The organism is Streptomyces sp. NBC_01244, from assembly GCF_035987325.1.
Taxonomy (GTDB): Bacteria; Actinomycetota; Actinomycetes; order Streptomycetales; family Streptomycetaceae; genus Streptomyces.
Window position 1 is genome coordinate 8,287,635 of record NZ_CP108488.1, and the last position, 24,167, is coordinate 8,311,801.

20 protein-coding genes are annotated in these 24,167 nt (G+C 70.6%); 15 read left to right on the forward strand and 5 right to left on the reverse strand.

Annotated elements, in window-relative coordinates; genetic code table 11:
• Positions 1-64 precede the first annotated feature (64 nt).
• Positions 65-2,263: an alpha-galactosidase gene (locus OG247_RS36855; protein WP_327256311.1), complete on the reverse strand. Its 2,199-nt coding sequence runs from the start codon at positions 2,261-2,263 to the stop codon at positions 65-67.
• Between the two features lie 118 nt (positions 2,264-2,381).
• On the opposite strand from OG247_RS36855, the gene OG247_RS36860 reads away from it, so the two are divergent.
• From OG247_RS36860 to OG247_RS36885, 6 genes are all read left to right on the forward strand, one after another.
• Entirely contained in the window at positions 2,382-3,566 is a 1,185-nt protein-coding gene (locus OG247_RS36860; protein WP_327256312.1) for an ROK family transcriptional regulator, read from the forward strand.
• Positions 3,567-3,694: 128 nt separating this feature from the next.
• Positions 3,695-4,972, forward strand: a complete 1,278-nt coding sequence (locus OG247_RS36865) for an ABC transporter substrate-binding protein (protein WP_327256313.1) — start codon at positions 3,695-3,697, stop codon at positions 4,970-4,972.
• Positions 4,972-5,961: a carbohydrate ABC transporter permease gene (locus tag OG247_RS36870; protein ID WP_327256314.1), complete on the forward strand. Its 990-nt coding sequence runs from the start codon at positions 4,972-4,974 to the stop codon at positions 5,959-5,961. Before OG247_RS36865 ends, OG247_RS36870 begins: the two co-directional genes overlap by 1 nt.
• 7 nt (positions 5,962-5,968) lie before the next feature.
• Entirely contained in the window at positions 5,969-6,814 is an 846-nt protein-coding gene (locus OG247_RS36875) for a carbohydrate ABC transporter permease (protein WP_327256315.1), read from the forward strand.
• 103 nt (positions 6,815-6,917) lie between these two features.
• Positions 6,918-8,870, forward strand: coding sequence for a glycoside hydrolase family 5 protein (locus OG247_RS36880; protein WP_327256316.1), 1,953 nt, complete (start codon positions 6,918-6,920; stop codon positions 8,868-8,870).
• Positions 8,871-8,975: 105 nt separating this feature from the next.
• Positions 8,976-10,739 carry a glycoside hydrolase family 35 protein gene (locus OG247_RS36885; RefSeq protein ID WP_327256317.1) on the forward strand — a complete coding sequence of 588 codons (1,764 nt, stop codon included), beginning with the start codon at positions 8,976-8,978 and terminating at the stop codon, positions 10,737-10,739.
• 78 nt (positions 10,740-10,817) lie between these two features.
• Here OG247_RS36885 and OG247_RS36890 read toward each other — a convergent pair whose 3' ends face one another.
• From OG247_RS36890 to OG247_RS36900, 3 genes are all read right to left on the reverse strand, one after another.
• Positions 10,818-12,002: a cytochrome P450 gene (locus tag OG247_RS36890; RefSeq protein WP_327256318.1), complete on the reverse strand. Its 1,185-nt coding sequence runs from the start codon at positions 12,000-12,002 to the stop codon at positions 10,818-10,820.
• Complete coding sequence (locus OG247_RS36895) at positions 11,992-12,699, reverse strand: tRNA-dependent cyclodipeptide synthase (protein ID WP_327256319.1); 708 nt, start codon at positions 12,697-12,699, stop codon at positions 11,992-11,994. Before OG247_RS36895 ends, OG247_RS36890 begins: the two co-directional genes overlap by 11 nt.
• A 258-nt stretch (positions 12,700-12,957) precedes the next feature.
• Complete coding sequence (locus tag OG247_RS36900; protein ID WP_327256320.1) at positions 12,958-14,595, reverse strand: carboxylesterase/lipase family protein; 1,638 nt, start codon at positions 14,593-14,595, stop codon at positions 12,958-12,960.
• 296 nt (positions 14,596-14,891) lie between these two features.
• On the opposite strand from OG247_RS36900, the gene OG247_RS36905 reads away from it, so the two are divergent.
• From OG247_RS36905 to OG247_RS36945, 9 genes are all read left to right on the forward strand, one after another.
• The gene (locus tag OG247_RS36905; protein ID WP_327256321.1) at positions 14,892-16,073 is read left to right on the forward strand and encodes an ABC transporter substrate-binding protein; all 1,182 of its coding nucleotides are present in this window, start codon (positions 14,892-14,894) and stop codon (positions 16,071-16,073) included.
• A 1-nt stretch (position 16,074) separates the two neighbouring features.
• Positions 16,075-16,953, forward strand: a complete 879-nt coding sequence (locus tag OG247_RS36910; RefSeq protein WP_327256322.1) for a branched-chain amino acid ABC transporter permease — start codon at positions 16,075-16,077, stop codon at positions 16,951-16,953.
• Positions 16,950-17,939 (forward strand): branched-chain amino acid ABC transporter permease, encoded by a 990-nt coding sequence (locus OG247_RS36915; protein WP_327256323.1) that lies wholly within the window; start codon positions 16,950-16,952, stop codon positions 17,937-17,939. The genes OG247_RS36910 and OG247_RS36915 overlap by 4 nt, the downstream gene beginning before the upstream one ends.
• Complete coding sequence (locus tag OG247_RS36920) at positions 17,936-18,709, forward strand: ABC transporter ATP-binding protein (RefSeq protein WP_327256324.1); 774 nt, start codon at positions 17,936-17,938, stop codon at positions 18,707-18,709. Before OG247_RS36915 ends, OG247_RS36920 begins: the two co-directional genes overlap by 4 nt.
• The gene (locus tag OG247_RS36925; RefSeq protein WP_327256325.1) at positions 18,706-19,413 is read left to right on the forward strand and encodes an ABC transporter ATP-binding protein; all 708 of its coding nucleotides are present in this window, start codon (positions 18,706-18,708) and stop codon (positions 19,411-19,413) included. The genes OG247_RS36920 and OG247_RS36925 overlap by 4 nt, the downstream gene beginning before the upstream one ends.
• A gap of 410 nt (positions 19,414-19,823) precedes the next feature.
• Complete coding sequence (locus OG247_RS36930) at positions 19,824-20,114, forward strand: acyl carrier protein (protein ID WP_327256327.1); 291 nt, start codon at positions 19,824-19,826, stop codon at positions 20,112-20,114.
• Positions 20,111-21,334, forward strand: a complete 1,224-nt coding sequence (locus OG247_RS36935; RefSeq protein ID WP_327256328.1) for a beta-ketoacyl-[acyl-carrier-protein] synthase family protein — start codon at positions 20,111-20,113, stop codon at positions 21,332-21,334. The genes OG247_RS36930 and OG247_RS36935 overlap by 4 nt, the downstream gene beginning before the upstream one ends.
• Positions 21,335-21,419: 85 nt before the next feature.
• Positions 21,420-22,394 (forward strand): acyl-ACP desaturase, encoded by a 975-nt coding sequence (locus OG247_RS36940; RefSeq protein WP_327256329.1) that lies wholly within the window; start codon positions 21,420-21,422, stop codon positions 22,392-22,394.
• Positions 22,391-23,332 (forward strand): cyclopropane-fatty-acyl-phospholipid synthase family protein, encoded by a 942-nt coding sequence (locus OG247_RS36945; protein ID WP_327256330.1) that lies wholly within the window; start codon positions 22,391-22,393, stop codon positions 23,330-23,332. Before OG247_RS36940 ends, OG247_RS36945 begins: the two co-directional genes overlap by 4 nt.
• Here OG247_RS36945 and OG247_RS36950 read toward each other — a convergent pair.
• Positions 23,306-24,151, reverse strand: a complete 846-nt coding sequence (locus OG247_RS36950) for a GNAT family N-acetyltransferase (RefSeq protein WP_327256331.1) — start codon at positions 24,149-24,151, stop codon at positions 23,306-23,308. The genes OG247_RS36945 and OG247_RS36950 overlap by 27 nt on opposite strands.
• Between the last annotated feature and the right edge of the window lie 16 nt (positions 24,152-24,167).

Consider the following 24,167-nt stretch of genomic DNA (forward strand, 5'->3'; position numbering starts at 1 on the left):
GTCGGTCCCAGGTGTCTGTGAGGGGGCGGTGGGTCAGCGGGTCGGGGGTCAGCGGGTCAGCGGGTCAGGGGGTGATGCGGCGCAGCCGGATCAGCCGGCTCGCGTAGTCCCCGGCGGGCAGCGAGAGCTCGATGCCGCGGTGGACCAGGACGGCGCCGCTGTGCACCTGGTCCCGGTCCGGGTCCAGGTAGTGGGCGCCGGTGTCGAGTGCGGGCAGCTTGACGGGGGCGGGCCGGTGACCGAACCGGGTCGTGGGCCGCCAGGCGAGCACGGCGTGCTCGCCGCCGTCCCCGGCGGCGTAGTGGACGGCCGTCACCCCGTCGCCGCCGTTGATGCGGTGCTGGATCCCGTACTGGACCAGCGGGCGGATCCGCTTGTACTGGGCCACGAGCGTGGCGGCTTCGTCGAGCTCCTCGGCGGACCAGCCCGTCAGGTCCCCGCCGAGGCCGAGCGCGCCGGACATGGCGACGTGGAAGCGGAAGCGCAGCGGAGTGCGGCGGCCGGTGGCCGTGTTGGGGCTGTCGGTGACCCACGCGGCCATGGTCCGGGCCGGAAAGAGCTGGCTGAAGCCGTGCTGGATCGCGATCCGGTCGACGGGGTCGGTGTTGTCGGAGGTCCACGCCTGGTCGGTGCGGGCCAGGATGCCGAGGTCGGCGCGCCCGCCACCGCCCGCGCACGCTTCGATGCGCAGGCCCGGGTGATCGGCGCGCAGCCGGTCCATGATGCGGTAGACGGCCCGGGTGTGGTCGATCCAGAGCCGGTCGGGATCGGGGTTCCCCTCCCAACCGGCCTCGGTGAAGGCGCGGTTGGCGTCCCATTTGAGCCAGCCCACCCGGTGGTCGCGTACGAGGCCGTCCAGGGTTCGGTGGGCCCAGGCCTCGACCTCGGGCCGGGCGAAGTTCAGTACCAGCTGATGGCGCAGTTCGGTCGCCTCCCGGGTGGGGGAGTGGAGGACCCAGTCCGGATGGGCGCGGTACAACTCGCTGTCCCGGTTGACCATTTCCGGTTCCACCCACAGACCGAAGGTCATCCCGAGGCGGTGGACCTCGTCGGCGAGCGGGCGCAGCCCCTCGGGAAAGGCTTCGGGGCGCGGGGTCCAGTCGCCCAGCCCGGCCCGGTCGTCGCGCCGTGCGCCGAACCAGCCGTCGTCCAGGACGAACAGTTCGGCACCGAGCCCGGCGGCCAGGTGGGCCAGTTCGATCTGGCCGGCCTGGTCGACGTCGAAGCCGGTGGCCTCCCAGGAGTTGTAGAGGACGGGCCGCTCCCGCGCGGGCTCCGGCAGTACGTGGTCCGCGACGTAGCCGTGCCAGGCCCGGCTGGCCGCACCGAACCCGTGCGGGGTGTAGAGCCCGGCGAACACGGGGGTGCGCAGGCTCCCGCCCGGCTCCAGGGTCCAGCGCAGCCCCTCGTGGCCGAACCCTCCCGTCCAGGTGGTGCGGCCCACCGCGTCGCGGTGCAGGGTGATGCGCCAACTGCCGCTCCAGGCGAGGGCGGTGCTCCACACCTCCCCCCTCTCCTCGGCCGCGGTGCCGTCGTCGAGGGCGAGCCAGGGGCTGGCGTGGTGGCCGGTGAGCCCGCGGCGGCTGGTGAGGACGGTCTCGGCGACGGGGAGCCGGTCGCGCTGCAGCTGGAACTCGCTGTTCCAGCCGCCCGTGAGGTGGCTGAGCCGGTAGTCGGCGAGTGCCGGGGCCGTCCAGGAGGCGGAGTCCAGCCGGTCGACGGTGACCGGACCGGCTTCGGCCCGGTTCCCGGCCTCGGCCTCGGCCTCGGCCTCGGCATCGACGGCATCCGCATCCGCATCCGCATCCGCTCCGGTCCCGACTCCGGTGTGCGTGAGCTCCACCCAGCGTTCGACGACGTCACTGCCCGGCCGGACGCGGTAGCAGAGCTCCGCGCGCAGGGGGTACCGGCGGTCGGTGAGGATGAGCCGCAGCTCGCCGCCGTCGACGCGGTGTCCGGCGAACTCCCACTGGGCGCCGCTGGTTCCGTCGGCGAACCGAACCTGGAGGCCGGCCGGACCGAACCGCGCTCCGGTCTGCGGAGCCAGCTCGTCCGCCGCGGCCCCGCCCTCGAAGCTGCTCGCGGCGGGGGAGGCGGCCTCCGGCAGCAGGGACAGCGCGGCGGTGTCGAGCGGCGCGCCCCAGTACAGGTGCCGCGGGCTGCCGTCGGGGCCGGTGCGCAGGGCGTACACGCTGTTCGGCGTGCGGAGCACGGCGAGGCCGGAGCCGGGGTCGAAGGTGGCGAGCGGGAGCGCGGCAGGCACGAAAGGGTCCCCTGAGGTCGAAGGCCCGTGTACGGGCAAGGAGTTGGCCAGAGGCTAGGGCGGACCGGGGTCGAAATCAATACTGGACGAAGTTATTTATTTGCTCTACGTTGCACCCGTGTTTCGAAACCAAGAGCTGCCACTGGTCACCGCCCCGGCCGAAACGGCGGTCCTCGCCCTGCTCCTGGCCGAGGGTCCGCTCAGCCGGGTGGAGCTCGCGCGCCGGACCGGGCTCTCCTCAACGGCCATCACCAAGGCGGCGAGGCCGCTCATCGACGACGGGTACCTGTACGAACTCCCGCCGGAGCGCACCGCTCCCGGGGCCGGCCGGCCGGTCAACCCGCTGGCGGTCGCCCCGGACCGGGAGTTCTTCGTCGGAGTGAAAATCAGCGACGACCGGCTGTTCGGCGTGGTCTGCGATCTGCGGGCCCGGGTCCGGGCCACGGCCGAACGAACTCTAGGCAGCCATGAACCCACCGATGTCGCAGGGTTGTTGACTGACCTGGTCGACGAACTGCTCGACACCGAGCCCGCGTTCCGCGATCGCACCCGGCATCTCGGCATCGCGGTCTCGGGAGACGTGGACCGTGGCAGCGGCCGGGTCCGCTTCTCCGGCCGCCTCGGCTGGCGCGACGTACCGCTCGCCGCGACCGTGGCCGGTACCACCGGTCTGACGGTCACCGTCGAGAACGACGTCAAAGCGCTGACCATCGCCGAGCACTGGTTCGGGGAGGGGGTCGGCACCGGCTATTTCGCGCTGGTCACGATCGGCGCGGGGATCGGCTCCGCGCTCGTCGTCAACGGACAGCTGGTGACCGGCGCCTACGGTGTGGCCGGGGAACTGGGGCACGTGTGCGTGGACCCGGCCGGCCCGCGCTGCCGCTGCGGCGCGATCGGCTGCGTCGAGGCCATCGCCTCGAGCGGTGCGATCCTCGAAGCGGTCCGCCGCGGGACCGGCGTGGCCGACCTCGCCTTCGACCGCGCAGTGGAGCTGGCCCGCGACGGTGACCCCGTGGCACGCGAGGCCTTCGCCCGGGCGGGCCGCGCCATCGGCGTCGGCATCGCCACCCTGGTCAACCTCGTGGGCCCGGAACGCGTCGTGGTCAGCGGTGAGGGAGCGGGCACGTACGACCTGTTCGGACAGCACATCAAGAACGCCTACGCGGCACACGCCTTCGGGGCCGCGGTCAAATGCCCCCTGTCCCTGCGCCCGCTCCCCTGGGAGGAGTGGGCCCGCGGAGCCGCCGCGGTGGCGGTCCAGGCACTGTTTCCGTCCAGCACGGCCGCCGCGGCACTCCCGTAGCGGCGCTCCGCTCGTACCGTACCCGGCTCACCCGGCCGGTGCCCCTCACTGCCGGCAAGCACTGATGGAGGGCACCGACCCGGGCCGGACACACCCACATCCCGCCTACCCTCACAGAAGGATGCGACATGAGCGCGCACAGAACCGAGCTTAGCCGACGACGTTTTCTCGGCGGATCACTGATGATCGTCGCCGGAGCGGTGGTGACCACCGCGTGCTCCACCGACCCGAACGCGGGTGCCTCCTCCGAGGCCAAGACCACCCTGAACGTCTGGTTCCACGCCTACGGCGAGGCCGGCACGCAGCAGGCCGCACTGCGCTACGCGACCGCCTTCACCAAGGCCCACCCGGACATCGCGGTCAAGGTCACCTGGGTCCCGGGCGACTACTCCGGCAAGCTCAACGCGACCCTGCTCACCGACGCGGCCCCGGACGTCTTCGAGATCGGCGACTTCAGTGAGAGCCTGGCCCGCCGGGGCCAGATCGCCGCCCTCGACGAGATCTACGGCAGCGACAAGGCGGACTTCAACGACAACGCCATCGGCGGTGTGGGCGTCGACGGCAAGCTCTACGGCGTCAAGATGATCGACGACGTGATGATGCTGTACTTCCGCAAGAGCGTGCTGTCCCAGGCCGGAATCACCCCGCCGACGACCTTCGACGAGCTGGCCGCGGCGGCCAAGGCCCTCACCACCAAGTCGGGCAAGGGCCTGTTCCTAGGCAACGACGGCCTGGGCGACAGCCCGATCCTCGCCGTCCGTTCGAACGGTGGCGACCTGGTGACCGACGGCAAGGTCGCCTTCGGCTCCCCGCAGGCACTGGAGGCCCTGACCGGCCTGAAGCGCCTGCACGAGGACAAGTCACTGCTCCTCGGATTCACCACCGACTGGTGGGACCCGTCCGCCCTCGCCCAGAATCTCGTCCCGATGCAGTGGTGCGGTCTGTGGGCGATGCCCGCCGTCAAGACCGCGCTCGGCGAGGACTTCGGCGTCCTGCCGTGGCCCGCATTCAAGGCCGGGGGCACTCCCGTCGTGCGCGTCGGGGGCTGGACCAGCTGCGTCAACGCCAAGAGCCGGAACGTGGACGCCGCGAAGAAGTTCGTCCAGTGGCTCTGGATCCGGCAGGCGGACCTGCAGAAGGACTGGGCCGAGAGCTACGGGTTCCACGTTCCGCCCCGCAAGTCCGTGGCGGCGGGCGCCGCGAAGCTCACCGACGGAGCCGCCAAGGAGGCCGTGGACCTGGCCGCCAAGTACGGCAAGTCCAACCCGGGCACCTGGGACACCGCGGTGAGCAGCGCCTTCAGCGCGGCCGCCGCCAAGATAGCCGCCGGGCAGGGCAACCCGGCGGAGGTCCTGGCGGACGCGGTGAGGCAGGCCCAGGGCGCCATCGACAAGCAGCGCGGCTGATGCTCTCCGCACCGGGAACCACACGGCGGTCCGGGCGGCCGGGACCGTCCGCCCGGCCTACGGCGGGGGCGGCCCGCGCCGGCCGCCCCCGCGCGGGCCGCTCCGGCCTGCTCGCCTTCGCGCTGCTCACCGCTCCGATGCTGATCGGCCTCGGCGTGTTCAAGTACGTCGCCATCGGCTGGAGCTTCCTGCTCAGCCTGAGCGACGCGCGCGGCACCATCGCTCCCAGCCGGTGGGTGGGGCTGGGCAACTACCGGGCCCTGCTCTCCGACGCGGCGTTCCGCGGCTCCCTGACGCAGATCCTGCTGTTCACCGCCTTCATCGTGCCGGTCACCTTCGCCGCCTCCCTCGGGCTCGCCCTGCTCGTGCACCGGATCCGGCGCGGGCGGGCGGTGCTGCGCACCGTCTTCCTCATCCCCGCGGCCGTGTCCTACGTCGCCGCCTCGCTCCTGTGGAAGATGTGCCTGTTCAACGGGCTTCCGGCCGGCATCGCCAACACCCTGGGCGGCTGGTTCGGCATGGAGCCCGTCCCCTGGCTGCAGACCACCTCACCACCGCTGTACTGGATCGTGCTGGTCACCCTCCGGCTCTGGCTCCAGGTCGGCTTCTACATGGTGCTCTTCCTGGCCGGACTCCAGGGCATCCCCAAGGAGCTCTACGAGGCCGCCGCCCTCGACGGCGCGACCGGCCCGCGGCTCCTGCGCACGATCACCCTGCCGATGCTGCGCAACACGTCCGTCGCCGTGCTGATGCTGCTCTTCATCGCCGCCTTCCAGGCCTTCGACGAGTTCTACAACCTCTTCAACAGCGGTCTCTCCGGGACCGGTTCCGCCCCCGTCCAGACGCCGCTGGGCTACCTGTACAACACCGCGATGGGCAGCCAGGACTACGGACTCGGATCGGCCGGGGCCTTCGTGCTCACCGCGCTCATCGTCGGGGTGACCCTGATCCAGGGGCGCTTCACCGGATTCGGCAGGAGCGAGGGGTGAGCCACCCGTGACGACCGCGGCGAAACTGTCCGGAGCGCTGCGCCTCTGCGCGCGCGGACTGCTGGTGGGCCTCCTGACGACGGCCTTCCTGACGCCCTTCTACCTGATGCTGCGGGGCTCCCTGATGGACGCCCGGGGCATCACGTCGCCGCACTGGACCTGGTGGCCGTCGACGATGCACTTCGAGAACTTCACCGCACTCTTCGACGACCCGACCCTGTCCATGGGCCGGGCACTGGGGAACTCCACCGTGATCGCCCTCATCACGGCCCCCGTCTCCACGCTCCTGGCCTCCGCCGCGGGCTACGCCTTCGCCCGGATCCCGGTGCCGGGGCGCGGCGTCCTTCTGGCCCTGGTGGTCGCCACGCTGATGATTCCCGGCTCCGTGACCTTCGTACCGACCTTCGTCGTGGTCGGCTCCCTGGGCGGAGTGAACACGCTGTGGGGCATCATCGCGCCCGGCCTGTTCAGCCCCTTCGCCGTCCTGCTGTTCCGCAACTTCTACCTCCAGTTCCCGGCCGAGATCGAAGAAGCCGGACGGCTGGACGGGCTCGGCTGGTTCGGCCTCTACCGCCGGATCGCCCTGCCCAACTCGGGCGCGATGCTGGCCTCGCTCGGCGCGCTGGCGTTCATCGACAGCTGGAACTCATTCCTGTGGCCCCTGGTCATCGGGCAGGACCCGTCGGCCTGGACGGCCCAGATCGCCCTGTCGACCTTCCTCACCTCGCAGACCATCAACCTGCCCGGCCTGTTCGCCGGAGCCGTCGTGACGATCGTCCCCCTGGTCGTCATGTTCCTGGTCGCTCAGCGCTACATCGTCGCGGGCATCGCCACCAGCGGTCTCAAGGGCTGAACGCGCAGAGCACACACCAGCACGTCACCGACCAGCACGGCAGGGCACAGCACAGCACAGCACGGCACGGCACGGCACATCCTCCCTCTCCGAAGGATCCAACGTGACAGGCACACCACTGCTCCGACGCGCGGTCTCGGCACTCGCCGTGCTGTCCGCGCTGCTCCTCGGCACCACCACGGCGGCCGGCGCGACGGCCGCCGCACCCGACGCGGCCGGCGCCCCGGTCGCGCCCACCGTCCTGACCGGGCCTCAACTGGCCTCCTCCTGGACCGCACCGCTCAGCACCCGGGGCCGCTGGATCGTCGACGCCGCCGGGAACCGCTTCAAGCTCAAGGCGGGCAACTGGGCGGGCGCCCAGGGGACATGGACCGGCAGCGGGGACATCAATGATCCGGCCAGCCACATGCACGGCATAGCGGCGAACAACATGCCGCTCGGCCTGGACCGGACGCCCATGACGGCCATCCTGGCCGACTTCCACCAACTGGGCCTCAACAGCATCCGGCTGCCGTTCTCCAACGCCCTCGTCCACGACACCACACCGGTCCCGGACGCCGCGGTCGCCGCCAACCCGCAGTTGAAGGGCAAGACCCCGCTGCAGGTACTCGACACCGTCATCGCGGCCCTCACGGCCGACGGGTTCGCGGTCATCCTCAACAACCACACCACCACCGCCCGCTTCTGCTGCGGCCTGGACGGAAACGAGCGCTGGAACAGCAGCCAGAGCACCCAGCAGTGGGTGGACGACTGGGTGTTCATGGTGAACCGCTACAAGGCGGACAAGCGGGTGGTGGGCGCCGACCTGCGCAACGAGGTGCGCCGCGACACCTGGGACGACCCCAACTGGGGCTGGTACGACAGCCACGACGCCTACGCCGCCTTCGAGGAGGCGGGGAACCGGATTCTGCGGGCCGCCCCCGACATGCTGGTCGTCATGGAGGGCATCAACTGGTACGGGATCCCGCTCGCCGGACTTCCGCACGGGCGGCCCCTGCTGACGCCGGTGGCCAACCTCTCCCACACGCTGATCGAGTCCGGCAAGCTCGTCTACGCCGCCCACTTCTACGCCTACACCGGCCCGGCCAACACCGGTGCCGGCAGCGGCCCCGGCTCCACGAACGATCCGCGCTACGAGGACTTCACCCCGGAGCAGCTCGCCCAAGTGGTGAACGATCAGGCGCTGTTCGTCACCCAGGAGGGGCAGCATTTCACCGCCCCGGTGTGGATCAGCGAATTCGGCGCCGGGGGCCGCGGGCCCGAGAACGCCAAGGAGAGGGCCTGGCTGCACCGCTTCACCGACATCCTGGTGGCCAACGACACCGACTTCGCGATCTGGCCGCTCGTCGGCTGGACCAATGCCGCGGGCGCCCCGATGGACTCCTGGGCGCTGCTGTCGTACGGGACCACCGGTGTCCGCCTGAGCGTCCAAGACGGCGGGGACTGGCGCGCCGCCGACTGGAACCGGCTGGTCTCCACCCCCGGCCGCACCGGTCCGGTGGCCCGGGTCGGCCGGTGGAACATGCTCGACCTCGACCACACCGACTACGTCGTCTCCGCCACCATGCTCGCCAAGGCCGACTGGTCCCCGGGCAACCGCAAGGGCAACTGCCCCGACTCCCAGCGGCTGACCGGCCTCGCCCGCAGCAGCAGCCGGGGACTGTGCACCGACGCGGGAGGCCCGCCGAAGGGCGCCGGATCCTGGACCGCGGTCACGGACGAGCGGTACGTCACCGGTGCCGACTGGGCCGGCGGATACAACAAGCTCCAGTGCCCCGCGCAGACCTTCGCCGTCGGCTACAGCGTCCGCAGCAACGCCATGTCCGCGCTGCTGTGTGCCCCCGCCGCCGCCTCCCTGCCCACCACCGGCCGCACGCTCTGGTTCGACCGCGGGGACAACCGCCCCGCCACCGGGGGATCGAACGCCAGCGACTGGGCGCCCGGCCACTACAAGGGGCAGTGCTCCGACACCGAGTACCTCGCGGGCGTCGCCTACACCTGGAAGTGGAACCACGGCGGTGTCCCCGATGCGCTGCTGTGCCGCCCGCTGAAGTGACCGGCCCACCGAACTGACGGGCCACCGAACTGACGGGCCCACCGACCGGGGCCCACCGACCCGACCCGCGCCCCTTCCCCCTCCCCGCCCCGAGGAGCTCACGGCATGCCCCGACTGGAGATCGCCGCAGACGGCTTCCGTCTCGACGACCGGCCGTTTCGCATCGTCTCCGGTGCACTGCACTACTTCCGCGTCCATCCGGAGCAATGGGCCGACCGGCTCCACAAGGCACGCCGACTGGGCCTCAATACGGTCGAGACCTACGTCCCGTGGAACCTCCACGCCCCGCGGCGCGGGGAGTTCCGGCTCGACGGGGGCCTCGACCTGCCCCGGTTCCTGGACCTCGCGGCTGCCGAAGGCCTGTACGTCCTGCTGCGCCCGGGCCCGTACATCTGCGCGGAATGGGAGGGGGGCGGCCTGCCCGCGTGGCTCCTCGCCGAGGAGGGCATCGCACTGCGCAGCAGCGACCCGCGCTTCCTGCGGGCCGTGGACGAGTACCTCGGCGCGCTGCTGCCGCCCCTGCTGTCCCGTCTGGGCAGTGGGGGCGGCCCGGTGCTCGCGGTCCAGCTCGAGAACGAGTACGGGGCCTACGGGCAGGACCCCGGCTACCTCGCCGATCTGGCCGGGCTGCTGCACCGGCACGGCGTGGACGTCCCCCTGTTCACCTGCGACCAGCCCGCGGACCTGGCGCGCGGCAGCACGGAAGGAGTGCTGAGCACCGTCAACTTCGGCAGCAAGGTCGAGGCCGGGCTCGCGGAGCTTCGGCGCCACCAGCCCGAAGGGCCCCTGATGTGCTCGGAGTTCTGGGTCGGCTGGTTCGATCGCTGGGGTGGTCCCCATGCGGTGCGCGACGCCGAGGACGCCGCGAGCGACCTCGACCGGCTGCTCGCCGCCGGTGCTTCCGTGAACATCTACATGTTCCACGGGGGAACGAACTTCGGCTTCACCAACGGCGCGAACGACAAGGGAACGTACCGCCCCACGATCACCTCGTACGACTACGACGCCCTCCTGGACGAGGCCGGCGATCCCACGGCCAAGTACACCGCCTTCCGCGAGGTCCTCGCGAAGTACGGCCCGGTCCCCGACGGTCCGGTGCCCGCCCCCGGCCCGAAGATCACCCGCGGACTCATCGAACTCACCCACTCGGCACCCCTGTTGGAGCACGCAGGCCTGCTCGGCCGGCCCGTGGAGGGCGACCGGCCGCTCACGATGGAGCAACTCGGCGAGGCTTTCGGCTTCGTCCTGTACGAGACCCTGCTGGCGGCCGGCGGTCCGGCCGTCCTGTACGTCGAGGACGTGCGCGACCGCGCGCAGGTCTTCGTGGACGGGCAGCCCGTCGGGGTACTCGCACGCGAGAGCCACGAGCGCGCCCTCGCCTTCACCGTCCCCCGCCCCGGAGCCCGGCTGTCCGTACTCGTGGAGAACCAGGGGCGGGTCAACTACGGGCCGGGCATCCACGACCGCAAGGGACTCCTCGGCCGCGTCCTCGTCAACGGCCGGGCCCCGGAGCGGTGGACCAGCCGGGCCCTGCCCCTGGACGATCCCGCCGGCCTCGCCGATGCGCCCTTCGGTGCCTTCGACCCGGCGGCGCCGCCGGTGGGCCCCGCATTCCACCGCGGGTACGCCCACGTGGAAGAGCCGGCCGACGGGTTCCTCGCCCTGCCCGGCTGGACCAAGGGCAGCGTCTGGATCAACGGCTTCGCCCTGGGCCGGTACTGGTCCCGGGGCGCCCAGGCCACCTTGTACGTCCCCGCTCCGGTGCTGCGGGCGGGCCGCAACGAGTTCACCGTCCTCGAACTGCACGCCTCGGCCACCCGCACGGTGGAGCTGCGCGACCGTCCCGACCTGGGCGGAATCGAGGACTGACCCGGCGGCCGTCCCGCCGCGGAGCCGGACCGGGGCCCGCCCGCAAGGTCCGGGCGGGCCCTCGGCCCACTGGGCCGGCTACCAGAGGACGGGGAGACGCTCCGGCAGCCGCTTCATGAACCGGGTGCGCCAGACGAGCTGGTCGACCGGCACGGCGAGCTGGAGACGGGGCATCTTCTCCAGGAGCACCTCGATGGCGATCTCGGTGTGCCGCTTGCCGAGCGCGGTGGCGGGGCAGTAGTGCTGTCCGCCGCCGAAGGAGAGGTGGGTGGCCGCGTTCTCCCGGTCGATGTCGACGACGTGGGGGTCGCTGAACACGGCCGGGTCGGTGTTGGCGGCCTCGACCAGGACGAGGAGGAGCTCCCCCTTCCTCACCTTGACGTCCCCGAGGGTGAGGTCTTCGAGGGCGAGCCGGGGCAGGCCGTCGCCGATCGAGAGGTTGACCCGCAGGAGTTCGTCCACCGCCCCGGGGATCTTCTCCGGCGACTTCCGCAACTGCTCCCACACATCCGGGTTCTGGAGGAGGGAGAAGACCGCCATCGTCAGGAAGCCCATGGTGGAGATGACGCCGGCGCCGAACAGGGTGACGCCGACCGTGGCGAGCATCTCGTCGGTGAGGTGGGCGTATTCGGGGTCCGGGCGCAGGGCCGCCAGCTCGGCGACGAGCCCGGTGGTGGCGGGGTCGTCGAGGCGCTCGACCATATAGGCGATGTCGCGGTCCCAGTTGAGCTTGGCACCGGTGACGGGACAGGCCGAGTTCATGAACGCGATGTCGAGACTGGACGCCAGGCGCGGGGCGTCGGCCTGCGGGATGCCGAGGATGCGGCAGTGCAGGTTCTCGGCGTACGGGTTGGTGAACTGGCCGCGCAGGTCGACCGGCGCCCCGTGGGCGAGGAGGCCGTCGACGAGGGTGGAGGCCTCGGCGCGCATCCAGTCGGTGAGGCCGTCGGTCTTGGGGTTGATCGCCTTGAGGACGGCCTTGCGCAGGCCGGCCCCGGTGATGTTGCCCATGTTGTTGACGACCTCGGGCGGGATCGTCAGCGCGTACTGGCGGGGCACTCCGGGCGCGGAGGTGTCCTTGAGGCTGAACCTTGGATCTTCGAGGACCTGCTTGCACAGCTCGTAGGAGGAGACGAGCCAGGCTTCGTCACCGGCGATCGTGCGGACCCGCTTGACCGGCTCGTCGCGCAGCTCCTCCACCTCGTGGGGGAGCTGGTCGCCGCGTGCGGAGAACGGGAAGTCGAGAAGGGTCTCAGTGGACATCGGGTGCTCCTTCGGCGGGGGTGATGACCGCGTGTCCCTGGTTGCGCGAGGCGCGCAGGCCGGAGCCGCGTGAGTAGAGCAGTTCCGCCATGGGCAGGAGCTGGTGGTAGCAATTGAGGGAGGACGGCACCCCGAGGATGGCGGGGGTGTCCAGGAAGAGCGGCGCCTCGGCGCAGACGTACTCCAGGCAGACCTCGCGCTGTTGGGTGGTGGCGGTCTTCCCGCCCAGCACCTTGGAGGAGAGGAACGCGTCGACCAGGGAATTGCAGGTGCTGCGGAATTCCGGGTCGGTGTCGAGCAGGTTGTACAGGTGGCTGTGGAGCCTGCGGTAGGCGGGGATGTCGGTGAGGGCCGACATGGGGCGTGCGCGTAGGCGGATGCCGGTGGGGTCGGCCTCGGCCGCGGCGTTGTTGACCTTGGCGCGGACGCCCCGCAGGTTCTTCACCGCCTTGCGCCGGGCTTCGTCGGCGTCGTAGCCGAGGGCCTCGTACATCTCGGCCACGTGCAGGTCGGTGTAGATCAGGTCGACCTGCGCGAAGTTGCGCATGCCCCACTGGGCGAGGTCGATGACGCGCTGGGCGGAGAAGTAGCTGTTTCCGGGCGAGATGCCGATCACGGCGTGATCGCCTTCGGTGTGAATCACCTGGCAGTGCGGGGTGAACGGCCGGACTGTGAAGACTTCGGTCAATGTCGTCAACAGGTGTCGGGTCCTTCGCGCCGCAAGTCCCGTGGGGCCCTGTGCCCCGGGTGTGGCGGCGACGTGACGGAAAGCTACCGGAATCATGTGTGCGGACCTAAGGATTCCGACGGGTAACTCACCTGGTGGACACCACCGTTGCCCGGGGCTACGAGCCTGGTCCCCGGCCGGAGGCTCGACGGGGTGCTCGCCGCCCCGGGCCCGCGCCACGTGCGGGGGGTCACCGGCCGCACGCCGGTGCCCCCCGGGGACCGGCGGTCAGCGCCCTGCGGGATGGTGCAGGCGACGCCAGTAGCCCGCGAGGTCACCGACTGCGGTGGTGACCGAGTCGAAGGCCATCGTCGTGCGGGTGTCCTGGTGGTAACGACCCCACTGCGGCATGGGGTCGTGCTGGGGGTCGCCGGTGCGGATGAAGGAGATCCAGGCCGTGTGCATCGTCGAGGCGAGACCGTCACGGACCCGGGGGTTCAGCCCCGCCAGGAACGGCGCCTGCGCCCACTTGTCGAAGTTGTCGAACACGAACGGCAGCTCCAGGCAGTGCGCGGCTGCGAGTTGACCGCCGTGCGCGGGCGTCGGCAGGTTGAACTGGTACGCCCAGACCGGGCGCCCACGGGCCGCCCGCCGTTCGGCCAAAGCCACGGCGGGCATGCGGAACAGCTCGTCGGTGATCAGGTCCATCAGCACGTCCACGGGGCGGGCGCCCGGCCGGGCCTGTGCGTACGCGGTGTACGCCTGCTCCGCCCGGTTCCCGAAGGTGTCCCGCGCCCTGGCGACCACCTGCTCCCTGGTCGCGGCGGCGTACGGCTCGCTCAGCGCGAAGGCGAAGTTGGCCTCCTCCCTGGTCCAGCCGATCATGACGTCGATGTCCGCCCCGGCGCCGCCGAGCAGCAGGTCGGAGGGGTCGCGGTCCAGCGTGACCCCGTCGAGCACCGGCAGGAACGGGGTCGACCAGTAACCCCACCGTCCGGTGCGCCCGAACATCTCGAAGGTGGCGGCGATCAGCCGCGGCCAGGGCACGGCCCGCAGCTCCGTCACGTTCCTTGCCCCCAGGATGTCCAGGAAAGCGGCGGTGCGCTCGAGGGATTCGGCACGTGTGGGGATCTTCAGCCCGAGCGGCGGGCTCTGCAGGATGGCGCGCCGGAACAGCGGGCGGCCCGGTCGCTGGCCGGCGCGGGAGCCGGCCAGTGCCGCGACCGACAGCGCGCCGCCGGACTGGCCGGCGAGGGTGATGTCGTCGGGGTCGCCGCCGAACGCGGCGATGTTGTCCCGCACCCAGCGCAGCGCGGCGAGTTGGTCGGTGAGCCAGAAGTTCCCCCCGGCGCCGTCCTCGCCGAAGTAGAGGTAACCCAGGGGTCCGAGGCGGTAGTTGATGGTCACGACGACGAGGTCACCGTCGCGCGAGAAGGTCTCGCCGGAGTAGTTCGGCATCGAGCCGGAGCCGGAGATGAAGCCGCCGCCGTGGATCCACACCATGACCGGCCGCTTGGCGTCGTCGGTTCCGGGCGTCCAGACGTTGAGGGTGAGGCAGTCCTCGTCGAAGGGGGGCGAGCCGTGGGTGCCGAGCACCTGGTCGCCTCCCTCCCGGTAGGGCTGCGGGGCGCTCGGGCCGAAGGCGGTCGCGTCGCGCGTGCCCTGCCAGCCGGGGTGGGGTCGGGCCGGCCGCCATCGGAGGGCGCCGACCGGCGGCGCCGCGTAGGGAACGCCCTTGAACACGGCGAGACCCCCTTCCGTGCTTCCGCGCAGTCGGCCCGAGGGCAGTTCCACGACGGGTGAGGACTCGGCCGTGCGCGGGGCGGCCTGCGCCGCGCCCCCGCCCGCCACCCCGGCGAACAGTGCGGTGCCTGCCAACACCCCGCTGTTCTTGAGGACTTTGCGCCGTGATGGATCGTCGGTCATGGTGCTTCACTCCCTGACTGATCATGGGCCCGTCGCCGGAAAGAGGTATAGCGAGAATTTGACGGGGGTCAGTATTGCTCCATGTCCGGGGTGCGGGTCAAGGGGGCGGGGTGGGCGAGGGCGCATATCTTGCGAAGTATTGACGGCCGTCGTAAAAGCGCGATAGACACGTGTCACTTCGGTCGGCGGTCAGGTCACCCCTGAGAGCCGGACCCATCGCGCCTGGGACTCCCCAAGGCGGTCCCCATCAGCAACATCAGGCCCTCCAGGGCCGGTTGACAACGTACGGAGTTCCCATGGCAGGTCGGTTTCGTCCCGTTGGTCTGGTCGCCGCATCGACGGCGCTCTTGCTGACCACGGCATGTGGTGGTGCGAGCCTCGGGACCGGTGAGGACGACCAGAGCGGCCCCCTGAAGATCGGGCTCCTCGTCCCGCAGTCGGGGACCTACAAGTCGCTGGGCGACGACATGAAGCAGGGCTTCGAGCTCTACGTCGCGCAGCACGGCGGCAAGCTCGGCGGCCGCGAGGTGGAGATCGTCGTCGCGGACGAGGGGGAGACGGCGGACTCGGGCAAGGCGGCGGCGGAGAAGCTGGTCAAGCAGGACCGGGTGCTCGCCGTGAGCGGGGTGGTGAGCTCGGCCACCATCAACGGGGTCAAGGACCTGTTCGAGACCGGCAAGGTCCCGCTCGTCGGCTCGAACGCCTCGCCCACGACACTGACCGGGACCAAGTACATCTGGCGCACCTCATACGTCAACGACGAACCGGGCAAGGCGCTCGGCAAGCACGTGGCCGAGCGGGCCGGCGGCCCCGTCTTCCTGATCGCCGCGGGATACCAGGCGGGCAAGGACGAGGTGGAGGGCTTCAAGTCCACCTTCCTCCCGGCGGGCGGCAAGCAGGCGGCGGAGGAGGTCTACACGCCGTTCCCGGGGACCAAGAACTTCCAGCCGTACCTCGCGCAGATCGAGAAGTCCGGAGCGAAGGCCGTCTTCTGTTTCTACGCCGGCGGTGCGGCCGTCGACTTCGTCAAGCAGTACCGGGACTTCGGACTGGCCGGCAAGATCCCGCTCTACGCGCCCGGCTTCCTCACCGAAGGCGGCGTGCTCAAGGGACAGGGAGACGCGGCCAACGGCATCCTCACGGCACTCAACTACAGCGCGGACCTGGACAATTCCGCCAACAAGCAGTTCGCGCCGGCGTACACGGCCGCCCACGGCACGGCCCCGACCACGTACGCGATGGCATCCTGGGACGCGGCGCAGGTCCTCGACAAGGCGATCAAGGCGGCCGGTTCCACAGGTTCCACGGTGAGCTCAGCATCGGTCAACGCGGCCATCGCCCAGGTGGGGGACATCGACAGCCCGCGCGGAACCTGGCGGTTCAACAGCGGCGGGACGCCCGTCCAGCCCTGGTACCTGCGTGAGGTCAAGCAGGGTGCCAACACCGTCAGTTCCGAGCTCGGAAGACTGGGCGGCTGACATGTCCGGATGGTTGGACGGCAACTTCGTCAGCGTCATCGACGGGGTCGCCTTCGGTCTGCTGCTGTTCACGATCGCGGTCGGACTCTCCCTGGTCTTCGGCATGATGGACGTGCTCAACCTCGCGCACGGCACGCTCTACCTGGCCGGGGCCTACGTCGCCTACGCCCTGTCCGACGGGACCCTGACGGGTCTCCTCCTCGCACTCCTGGCGGGCGCCCTGGTGGGCACCATGGGCGGGGCCGCGCTGACCTTCCTCACCCAGCCCCTGGCCCGCCGCGGGCACCTGGACCAAGCCGTCCTGACGCTCGGCATCACCTTCATCGTGGCCGACCTCCTCTCCGCGGCCTTCGGCGCGGACGTACTGCCCACGGACCCGCCCGAGGTCCTGCGCGGGACGGTCGGCCTCCTCGGCCACGCCTATCCGGTCTACCGGCTCGTGTTCATCGCCGTCGCGGCCGGCCTCGCGCTCCTCGTGTACCTCGTCTTCGAGCGCAGCTCGCTCGGAGCCCTCGTGCGGGCCACCGTCGCCGACCGGGACATGGTCCGCGCGCTCGGTGTCGACATCCGCAAGGTGCTCTACGGGGTCTTCGCGTCCGGCGCCGCCCTGGCGGCCGTCGGCGGAGTCCTCGGGGCGCCGATCCTCGGCCCCGGGCCGGGCGTCGACGAGACGGTCCTCGTCCTCTCCCTCGTCGTCGTGGTCGTGGGGGGACTCGGATCGGTGCGCGGCGCACTCGCCGGGGCGCTCCTGATCGGCCAGGTGCAGACCCTCGGGGTGGCGCTGCTCCCGGAGTACGCACCGTTCCTCCTCTTCGGCACCATGCTGCTCGTACTCGTGGTCCGCCCGCACGGCTTGGTCGCGTCGGCGGTGCGCGCATGAGCCCGTCCGCAACCGCGGGCACCGCGGGCACCACCACCCGGCGGAGGCTGTCCGCGACCGCCGTGGCCGGTGCTCTCGCCGTGGCCCCCTTCGTGCTCGGCCCGTACGCGATCGGCACGCTGTCGCGGATCCTGGTGTTCGCCCTCCTCGTGCTCAGCGTGAACCTGCTCACCGGCCTGACCGGGCTGCCCACCCTCGGCCAGTCCGCCTACTTCGGCGTCGGCGCCTATGCCGCGGCCATCACCGCGACACGGATCACCGACATCGGGGTGCTCCAACTCCTCGTCGCCGCAGGCGTCTCCGCGCTGGTGGCGGTACCCACGGGATGGCTGGCCGTGAGGGCCCGGGGCGTGGTCTTCCTGATGCTCACCCTGGCCATCGGCGAAATCGTCTACAGCGCCGCCGTCAACTGGAAGTCGCTGACGAACGGCACCGACGGGATGTCGGGCATCCCGCCCGTCGTACCCCTGCCCGGCATGCCCGCCCTGGAGCTCGACGGGCTGGTCTACTTCTACGTCCTGGCCGTGTTCCTGCTGCTCTTCGCGGCGGTCTCCCGCTTCGGCTCGACCTCCTTCGCCCTCGCCCTGCGCGGCATCCGCGACAACGAGCCCCGCATGCGGGCGATCGGCTACCCCACCCAGCGCTACGCCCTGACCGTCTACTGCGGCGCCGCCGCACTGGCCGGCGCCGCCGGGGCCCTGTGGGTATCGGTACAGCGGTTCGTCTCGCCCGGCGACGCCGGTTTCGAGATCGCCGCACTGGCCCTGCTGGCCGTCGTCATCGGAGGCTCCGGCTCGATGCCGGGAGCCTGCGCCGGAGCCGCGCTCGTCTGGCTCACCCGCGACTACCTCGGAAACCTCGAAGCCGTCGCCGGACGCGGGCCGCTGCTGCTCGGACTGCTCTTCGTCACCGCCGTCTACGCGCTGCCCCGGGGACTGGCCGGCGTACGGATCCCGCGCAGGCTCATCCGAAGGAGGACGGCGTGACAGACCAAGACCAAGACCAAGGCCACGGTCTACTGGAACTGCGCGGGGTATCCCGGCACTTCGGATCCTTCCGAGCCCTGGACGAGGTGGACCTGACGGTCCGGCCCGGCGCCCGGCACGCCGTCATCGGACCGAACGGCGCGGGCAAGTCCACCCTGTTCGGCCTGATCTCGGGCACCTTGCCGGCCACCGCCGGAACCATCCTCGTCGACGGACGGGACGTGACCCGGCTGCCCGTACACCGCCGGGTCGGGCTCGGCGTCGCGGCGACCTTCCAGCACTCCAGCCTCTTCATGCGCGAAACCGTGCTGGAGAACGTGCTGCTCGCCGTGGTGCGCCGCATCGGTAGCCGGCCCGGTTCCCGGGCCGGGAACCGGGCCGCGGCGATCGCGCAGGCACACGAACTCCTCGCCCGGGTGGGCCTGCCCACCCGGCACGACCTCCCGGCAGCCGAGCTCTCGCACGGCGAGCGGCGCCAGCTGGAGGTCGCGGTGGCGCTGGGGACCGAACCCCGGCTGCTCCTCCTGGACGAACCGGCCGCCGGCATGTCGCCGGCGGAGACGGCGCGGCTCACCGAACTGATCGCCGCCCTACCGAGGGAGGTGACCGTACTCCTCATCGAGCACGACCTCGACATGGTCTTCGAACTCGCCGACACGGTGACGGTCATGCACCTCGGCAGACACCTGAAGACCGGCTCCCCGGACGAGGTGCGCGCCTCCACCGAAGTCCAGACCGCCTACCTGGGCACCATGGAGGTCACCTCGTGAAACCGCTCCTGAGCATGCGCGGGCTCCGCTCCGGCTACGCCGGGGGCGTCGTCCTCGGCGGTGTGGACCTGGACCTCGACGCGGGCGGGACCGTCGCCCTCCTCGGGCGGAACGGCGTCGGGAAGACCACCCTCATATCGACGGTCATGGGACTCGTCCGCCCCTACGAAGGCAGCGTCGTCCTCGACGGCCGCGAGCTCGCCGGCGCCCGGGTCGACGTGATCGCCCGGGCAGGGGTCGGCGTCGTTCCCCAGGGGCGCAGGGTCTTCGCCCCGCTGACCGTGGACGAACACCTGACGATCGCCTCCCGGCGCCCGGCGCGCGGCCCCTGGACCAGGACCCGCGTCCTCGACCTGCTGCCTCGGCTGGGGGAGCGGCTCGGCCACCGCGGTGACCAGCTCTCCGGCGGAGAACAGCAGATGCTCGCGATCGCCAGGGCCCTGCTGGGCAATCCGCGCCTGCTGCTCCTCGACGAGCCGTCCGACGGCCTCGCTCCGGCGATCGTCGCCCAAGTGGGCGAGGTGATCCGCGAGGTGAGCGCGCAGGGCATGTCGGTCGTCCTCGTCGAGCAGAACCTGGGACTCGCCCTCTCCGTCGCCGGGAGCGTGGCGGTCATGCAGAAGGGAGTCATCGTCCACCAGGCGGCCGGCGCCGATTTCGCGTCCCGTCCCGAAGACCTACGGCGCCTGCTGGGCGTCGACTGAGCCCGCCACCGCGACCGCGGTGAAGGCCGGCCCGCCCCCGACACGTGTAGCCCGACGTTGTTGAGGCCGTCGTGAGCGACGCGCAGCGGGGTGAGGGCGGCGTCATCCCTGGTTTGCGGCCCGGGAAGGCCGCGATTCGCGTGGACACCCTCTACGGCGTTCTCGCGGGCCGCTCGAGGAGAAGCGGGCGGTGACCTTGCAGGAGGAAACGGTCAGGGCGTCAGGCGCCGCATGTCGACGGCAATCTCGTGAGCGAGTTGCGGGACGGGCACCGGGGGATTGCTGCATGCGGCTGAATATGGCTGCGCGCAGTTTAAGCGCCTCGCCTTCCGGTGGGTGTGAGCGTGATAGGAGTCGGACGCACACCCCGCCGGGATCTCCAGCGGGGGTATCGGAGGCGAGGCAATTTCATGGGTTCTCAAATCATCGAGGAATTCACCGAGGCGCACCTGAAGGAGCTGCTCCAGTCACATTTTCAGATCGATCCGATGAGATTGGACGGTTCCGTCAGGTTTTCTGAATTGGAGCTGGATTCGATTGCGGTCATGGAATTGGTTGTGGTGATCGAAGAGCAGACCGGGGTCGATGTGCAGGAACACCTCCTGGAACACATGACCTTGGACACCACAGTCGCCCAGGCGGTCGAAGCCGTGGCCCAGGCCTTGCGCAGCACCGGAGCCTCCCAGAAGAGCGGCGGATGAGCCGTCACGCGGTGGCCGTGACCGGTCTGGGAATGGTCACACCCGCAGGCGTCGGCGTCGGCGCCACCTGGGACCGCCTGTGCGGCGGTGCCCCCACGGGCACCCACGATCCTTTGCTGGACGGGCTGCCGGTGAGCATCTCCTGTCAGGTCGCTGATGCCGACCTGGCGGCTGCTCTGGATCCCGGCGTGGCATGGCGTACCGACCGGTTCATCCGGTTCGCTCACGCAGCGGCCAGGGAAGCCGTCGTCGACGCCGGGCTCGACCCCGCACTGTGGGACGGCAGCCGCGTAGCAGTGGTGATCGGTACGGGAGGCACGAGCCACGACACGACCTTGAAGGTCTGCCAGACCATGGAGAAGGGCCGGCTCCTGTCGCTGATGCCCACCACCCTGCCACGCAGCTTGCCGAACATGGCCGCCGGCGAGGTCGGGACCATGCTCGGGGCGCTGGGCCCCACCCTGGGCATCACCACCGCCTGTGCCTCCGGTGCCAGCGCCATCGGCATCGCGAGCATGCTGATCCGGTCGGGTGCGTGCGACATCGCCGTGGCCGGTGGGGCCGACTCCGGCCGCAACCGGTTGGCGTCGGCACTCTTCTGGAGAATGGGCGCGCTGTCCACCCGCGTCCACGACCCGGCCGGCGCGTCCCGTCCTTTCGACGCCGAACGGGACGGCTTCCTCCTGTCCGAGGGCGCCGGAATCCTCGTACTCGAACGGGCCGAGCACGCCCGAGCCCGACGGGCACGGGAGTATGCCCGACTCACCGGCTACGGCCTGTCGGGCGACGCCCACAACCCGACGAACCCCCATCCGCAGGGCGACGGCGCGGTGCGGGCCATCACTGACGCCCTGGCCGGCGCCGACCTCGCAGCGGACGACGTGGGACACGTCAACGCCCACGCCAGTGCCACACAGCTGAACGACCGTGCGGAAGCCACGGCGCTGCGCCGGGTCTTCGTCACCCCGCCACCTGTCACCGCGGCCAAGAGCGTCCTGGGGCATTTGCTCGGAGCCGCCGGGGCTGTGGAAGCCGTCTGCTCGGTGCTTTCCCTGCACCACCAGCTCATTCCGCCCACCGCCAACCTCGACCGGATGGATCCGGAGATCGACCTCGACGTCGTCACCAAAGTGCCACGCCCCGCCCGGCTGGATGCGGTCCTGTCCAACTCCTTCGGTTTCGGTGGCCAGAACGCGGCACTCGTCTTCCAGCGCCCCTGACATCGCCTGATCACCCGGGGCACGCCGAGCGGATCGAGCACCGGAATCCGGCACCGACCGCCCGCCTCCGGGTCGAAAGTCTGTGATGACCCTTCCCCTCGATCTCCTGACAGAGCTGGAACCGACCGTGGCCAGGCTCCTGGACCGCCACGTAGCGGCTGCACCGGTGTGGTTCCCCCACGCCTACATTCCCTGGAGTCGGGCCGCCGACTTCGACGGTCCGCTGAACGGCACACCCTGGCGGGCCGACCAGTCCGAACTCCCGCAGGCCGTGGCCGACGCGCTGATGGTCAACCTGCTGACCGAGGACAACCTGCCGAGCTATCACTTCGAGATCGCCACCCAGTTCGGCCGCCACGGCGCCTGGGGCGCCTGGGTGCACCGCTGGACGGCCGAGGAGGACCGCCACGCTCACGCGCTGCGCGGCTACCTCCACGCCCGCCGGGCCGTCGACCCGGTCGCCTTGGAGCGCCAGCGCATGCAACACGTCTCCATCGGCTACACCAGCGACCACGCTTCCCTGCTGCACGGCCTGGCGTACGTGACCGTCCAGGAACTGGCCACCCGAGAAGCGCACCGGAACACCGGGCTGGCCTGTGCCGATCCGGTGGCCCGCCAGCTGACCGCACGGATCGCCGCCGACGAGAACCTCCACATGATCTTCTACCGCGACCTGTACACCGCCGCGGTGGAACTGGACCCCGACAGCGCCCTCTCGGCCCTCGCCGACGTCATCTGCTCCTTCGACATGCCGGGCAGCACCATCCCGGGCTTCCAACAGCGCGCCCTGCGGATCGCCGCATCCGGCATCTACAACCTCGACGTCCACCGCCGCCATGTGCTGCAGCCGCTGCTGCGCTCCCTGGGCGTCATGACCCGCTCGGGCCTCGGCCCCGCGGGCGAGCAGGCCCGTGACCGCATCGGCCGTCAGCTCGACGAGCTGCGGACGAGAGCCGAACGCTCCCAGCGGCTGTTCGACCGCATGAGGGAAACCGCTCCCGCCGCATCCGTCCCCAGCCCCCACCCTCCCCTTTCGTATGAAGAGAGGCCCGGCCCGTGACCACCCGGACCGACCAGCGTCATCGCGCAGGCGCCACCGCCGCCGACATCCAGGCCCACTACGACGTCGGCAAGGACTTCTACGCCCTCTGGCTCGATCCGGACCTGACGTACTCCTGCGCCCTGTGGGAGGGAATCACCGGTCCGCCCGGAAACACGGACCTGCTGATGCGGGCACAGCACGCCAAGCTCCGCTACCACCTCGGCCAAGCCGGCCTCACGGCGGGAAGCCGGCTGCTGGACATCGGCTGCGGCTGGGGCAGCCTGCTGCGCACGGCCACCGAAGAAACCGGGGTCCGACAGGCGGTCGGCCTCACCCTCAGCGCCGACCAGCACGCACATGTGCGCTCACTCGGGCTGAACGGAGCGGACGTCAGAGTCGAGGACTGGCGAGACCACGAGGCGGACGGCCCGTACGACGGCATCGTCTCGATCGGCGCGTTCGAGCACTTCACCGACCAGAGCATGTCCCGCGACGAACGCATCGGGACCTACCGCGCCTTCTTCGGGCGGTGCGCCGGATGGCTGCCGCCCCTCGGCCGGCTCAGCCTCCAGACCATCGCGCTCACCGACGACACGAACCACGACGAGTCGGTACCCGACTTCTTCGCACGCGAGATCTTCCCCGGGTCCGCGCTGCCACGGCTCTCCGAGATCGCCGCCGCATGTGAGCCGTACTTCGCGATCACCCGACTGCGCGAGGACGGCGCCGACTACGCGCGCACGCTGCGAGGCTGGTCCACCCGGCTCTTTCAGGCCCGGGAACAGGCTCAACTGCTTGTCGGCCCCGACACCTACATGCGGTACCGCACCTACCTGCGGGCCAGCGAGATCGTCTTCATGCGCCAGGCTTCCACGCTGTACCGGATCACGCTACGTCGCTGGCCCGCACGTCGAGGTCCGGGCGGGACATCAGCGCGCCAGGTTCTCCCCGAGTGACAGGAGGAACTCGCGCCGGTGCCGATTGACGTTCTCGAGGGAGAGCAGAAGGTAGAGGCTGGCTTCGTCGTGCTGCGAGTCGTATGCGAACTCGCTGCACACCCATGCTCCGGCGAGCAGGTACCCGCGGAACTTGGGAGGAATTCCAAGGCCCGGGCTGCGCTCGATCGCCGCGGGATTCCAGGGGGTGTGGGGACGTACGTGGTAGCGGTCAGGAGCGAAATGCCCGCCGGCCAGCACGTGGTCCCAACACGCCGCGGCCTGGGCCCCTCCGTCGAAAAGGGGAAGGGTCAACCGTCCTGACACCCAGGCATGGCGACGGCGGGTCATGTATCGCATCACCCCTGCCCACAGCATGGTGATCACGGGACCGGCGCGGTGGTCGGGGTGCACGCACGCCCGGGTGAGTTCGACGAGCGCCGGCCGCAGCGCCTGATGCGGACCCAGGTCGAACACGGCCTCGGCGGTCAGTCCGCCGATCTGCCTCGCACCTTCCGGAGGCAAGAGGCGGTGCGTACCGACCAATTCGCCGGTGTCCGTGCGACGGACGACAACATGGTCGCAGTGCCGGTCGAATCCGTCCGCCTCACGACCCTCCTCGGCATCGTATCTGGACTTGAGTTCCTGATTGAAAATCAGGTAGCGCAGTTGCTGGGCTTCGTGAATCGTGTCCTCGTCACGCGCGACGGAGACCGTGTAGCGTCCTTCTTCGCGGTTCGAGCCGCCAAGTACGGCGGGAATACTCATATTTTCCTCGCGCAGGTTTTCGGCGTGCGGGCCTTTGTCGATATTCAGAGGCGCCCTGTTTACCACAGGCATCCGAGGGCGGGGTATA

Coding starts and splice junctions, on each gene's coding strand:
- OG247_RS36865 (WP_327256313.1), top strand. CDS start 3,695: ATGAGCGCGCACAGAACCGAGCTTAGCCGACGACGTTTTCTCGGCGGA.
- OG247_RS36870 (WP_327256314.1), top strand. CDS start 4,972: ATGCTCTCCGCACCGGGAACCACACGGCGGTCCGGGCGGCCGGGACCG.
- OG247_RS36885 (WP_327256317.1), top strand. CDS start 8,976: ATGCCCCGACTGGAGATCGCCGCAGACGGCTTCCGTCTCGACGACCGG.
- OG247_RS36890 (WP_327256318.1), bottom strand. CDS start 12,002: ATGTCCACTGAGACCCTTCTCGACTTCCCGTTCTCCGCACGCGGCGAC.
- OG247_RS36900 (WP_327256320.1), bottom strand. CDS start 14,595: ATGACCGACGATCCATCACGGCGCAAAGTCCTCAAGAACAGCGGGGTG.
- OG247_RS36905 (WP_327256321.1), top strand. CDS start 14,892: ATGGCAGGTCGGTTTCGTCCCGTTGGTCTGGTCGCCGCATCGACGGCG.
- OG247_RS36910 (WP_327256322.1), top strand. CDS start 16,075: ATGTCCGGATGGTTGGACGGCAACTTCGTCAGCGTCATCGACGGGGTC.
- OG247_RS36915 (WP_327256323.1), top strand. CDS start 16,950: ATGAGCCCGTCCGCAACCGCGGGCACCGCGGGCACCACCACCCGGCGG.
- OG247_RS36930 (WP_327256327.1), top strand. CDS start 19,824: ATGGGTTCTCAAATCATCGAGGAATTCACCGAGGCGCACCTGAAGGAG.
- OG247_RS36935 (WP_327256328.1), top strand. CDS start 20,111: ATGAGCCGTCACGCGGTGGCCGTGACCGGTCTGGGAATGGTCACACCC.
- OG247_RS36940 (WP_327256329.1), top strand. CDS start 21,420: ATGACCCTTCCCCTCGATCTCCTGACAGAGCTGGAACCGACCGTGGCC.
- OG247_RS36950 (WP_327256331.1), bottom strand. CDS start 24,151: ATGCCTGTGGTAAACAGGGCGCCTCTGAATATCGACAAAGGCCCGCAC.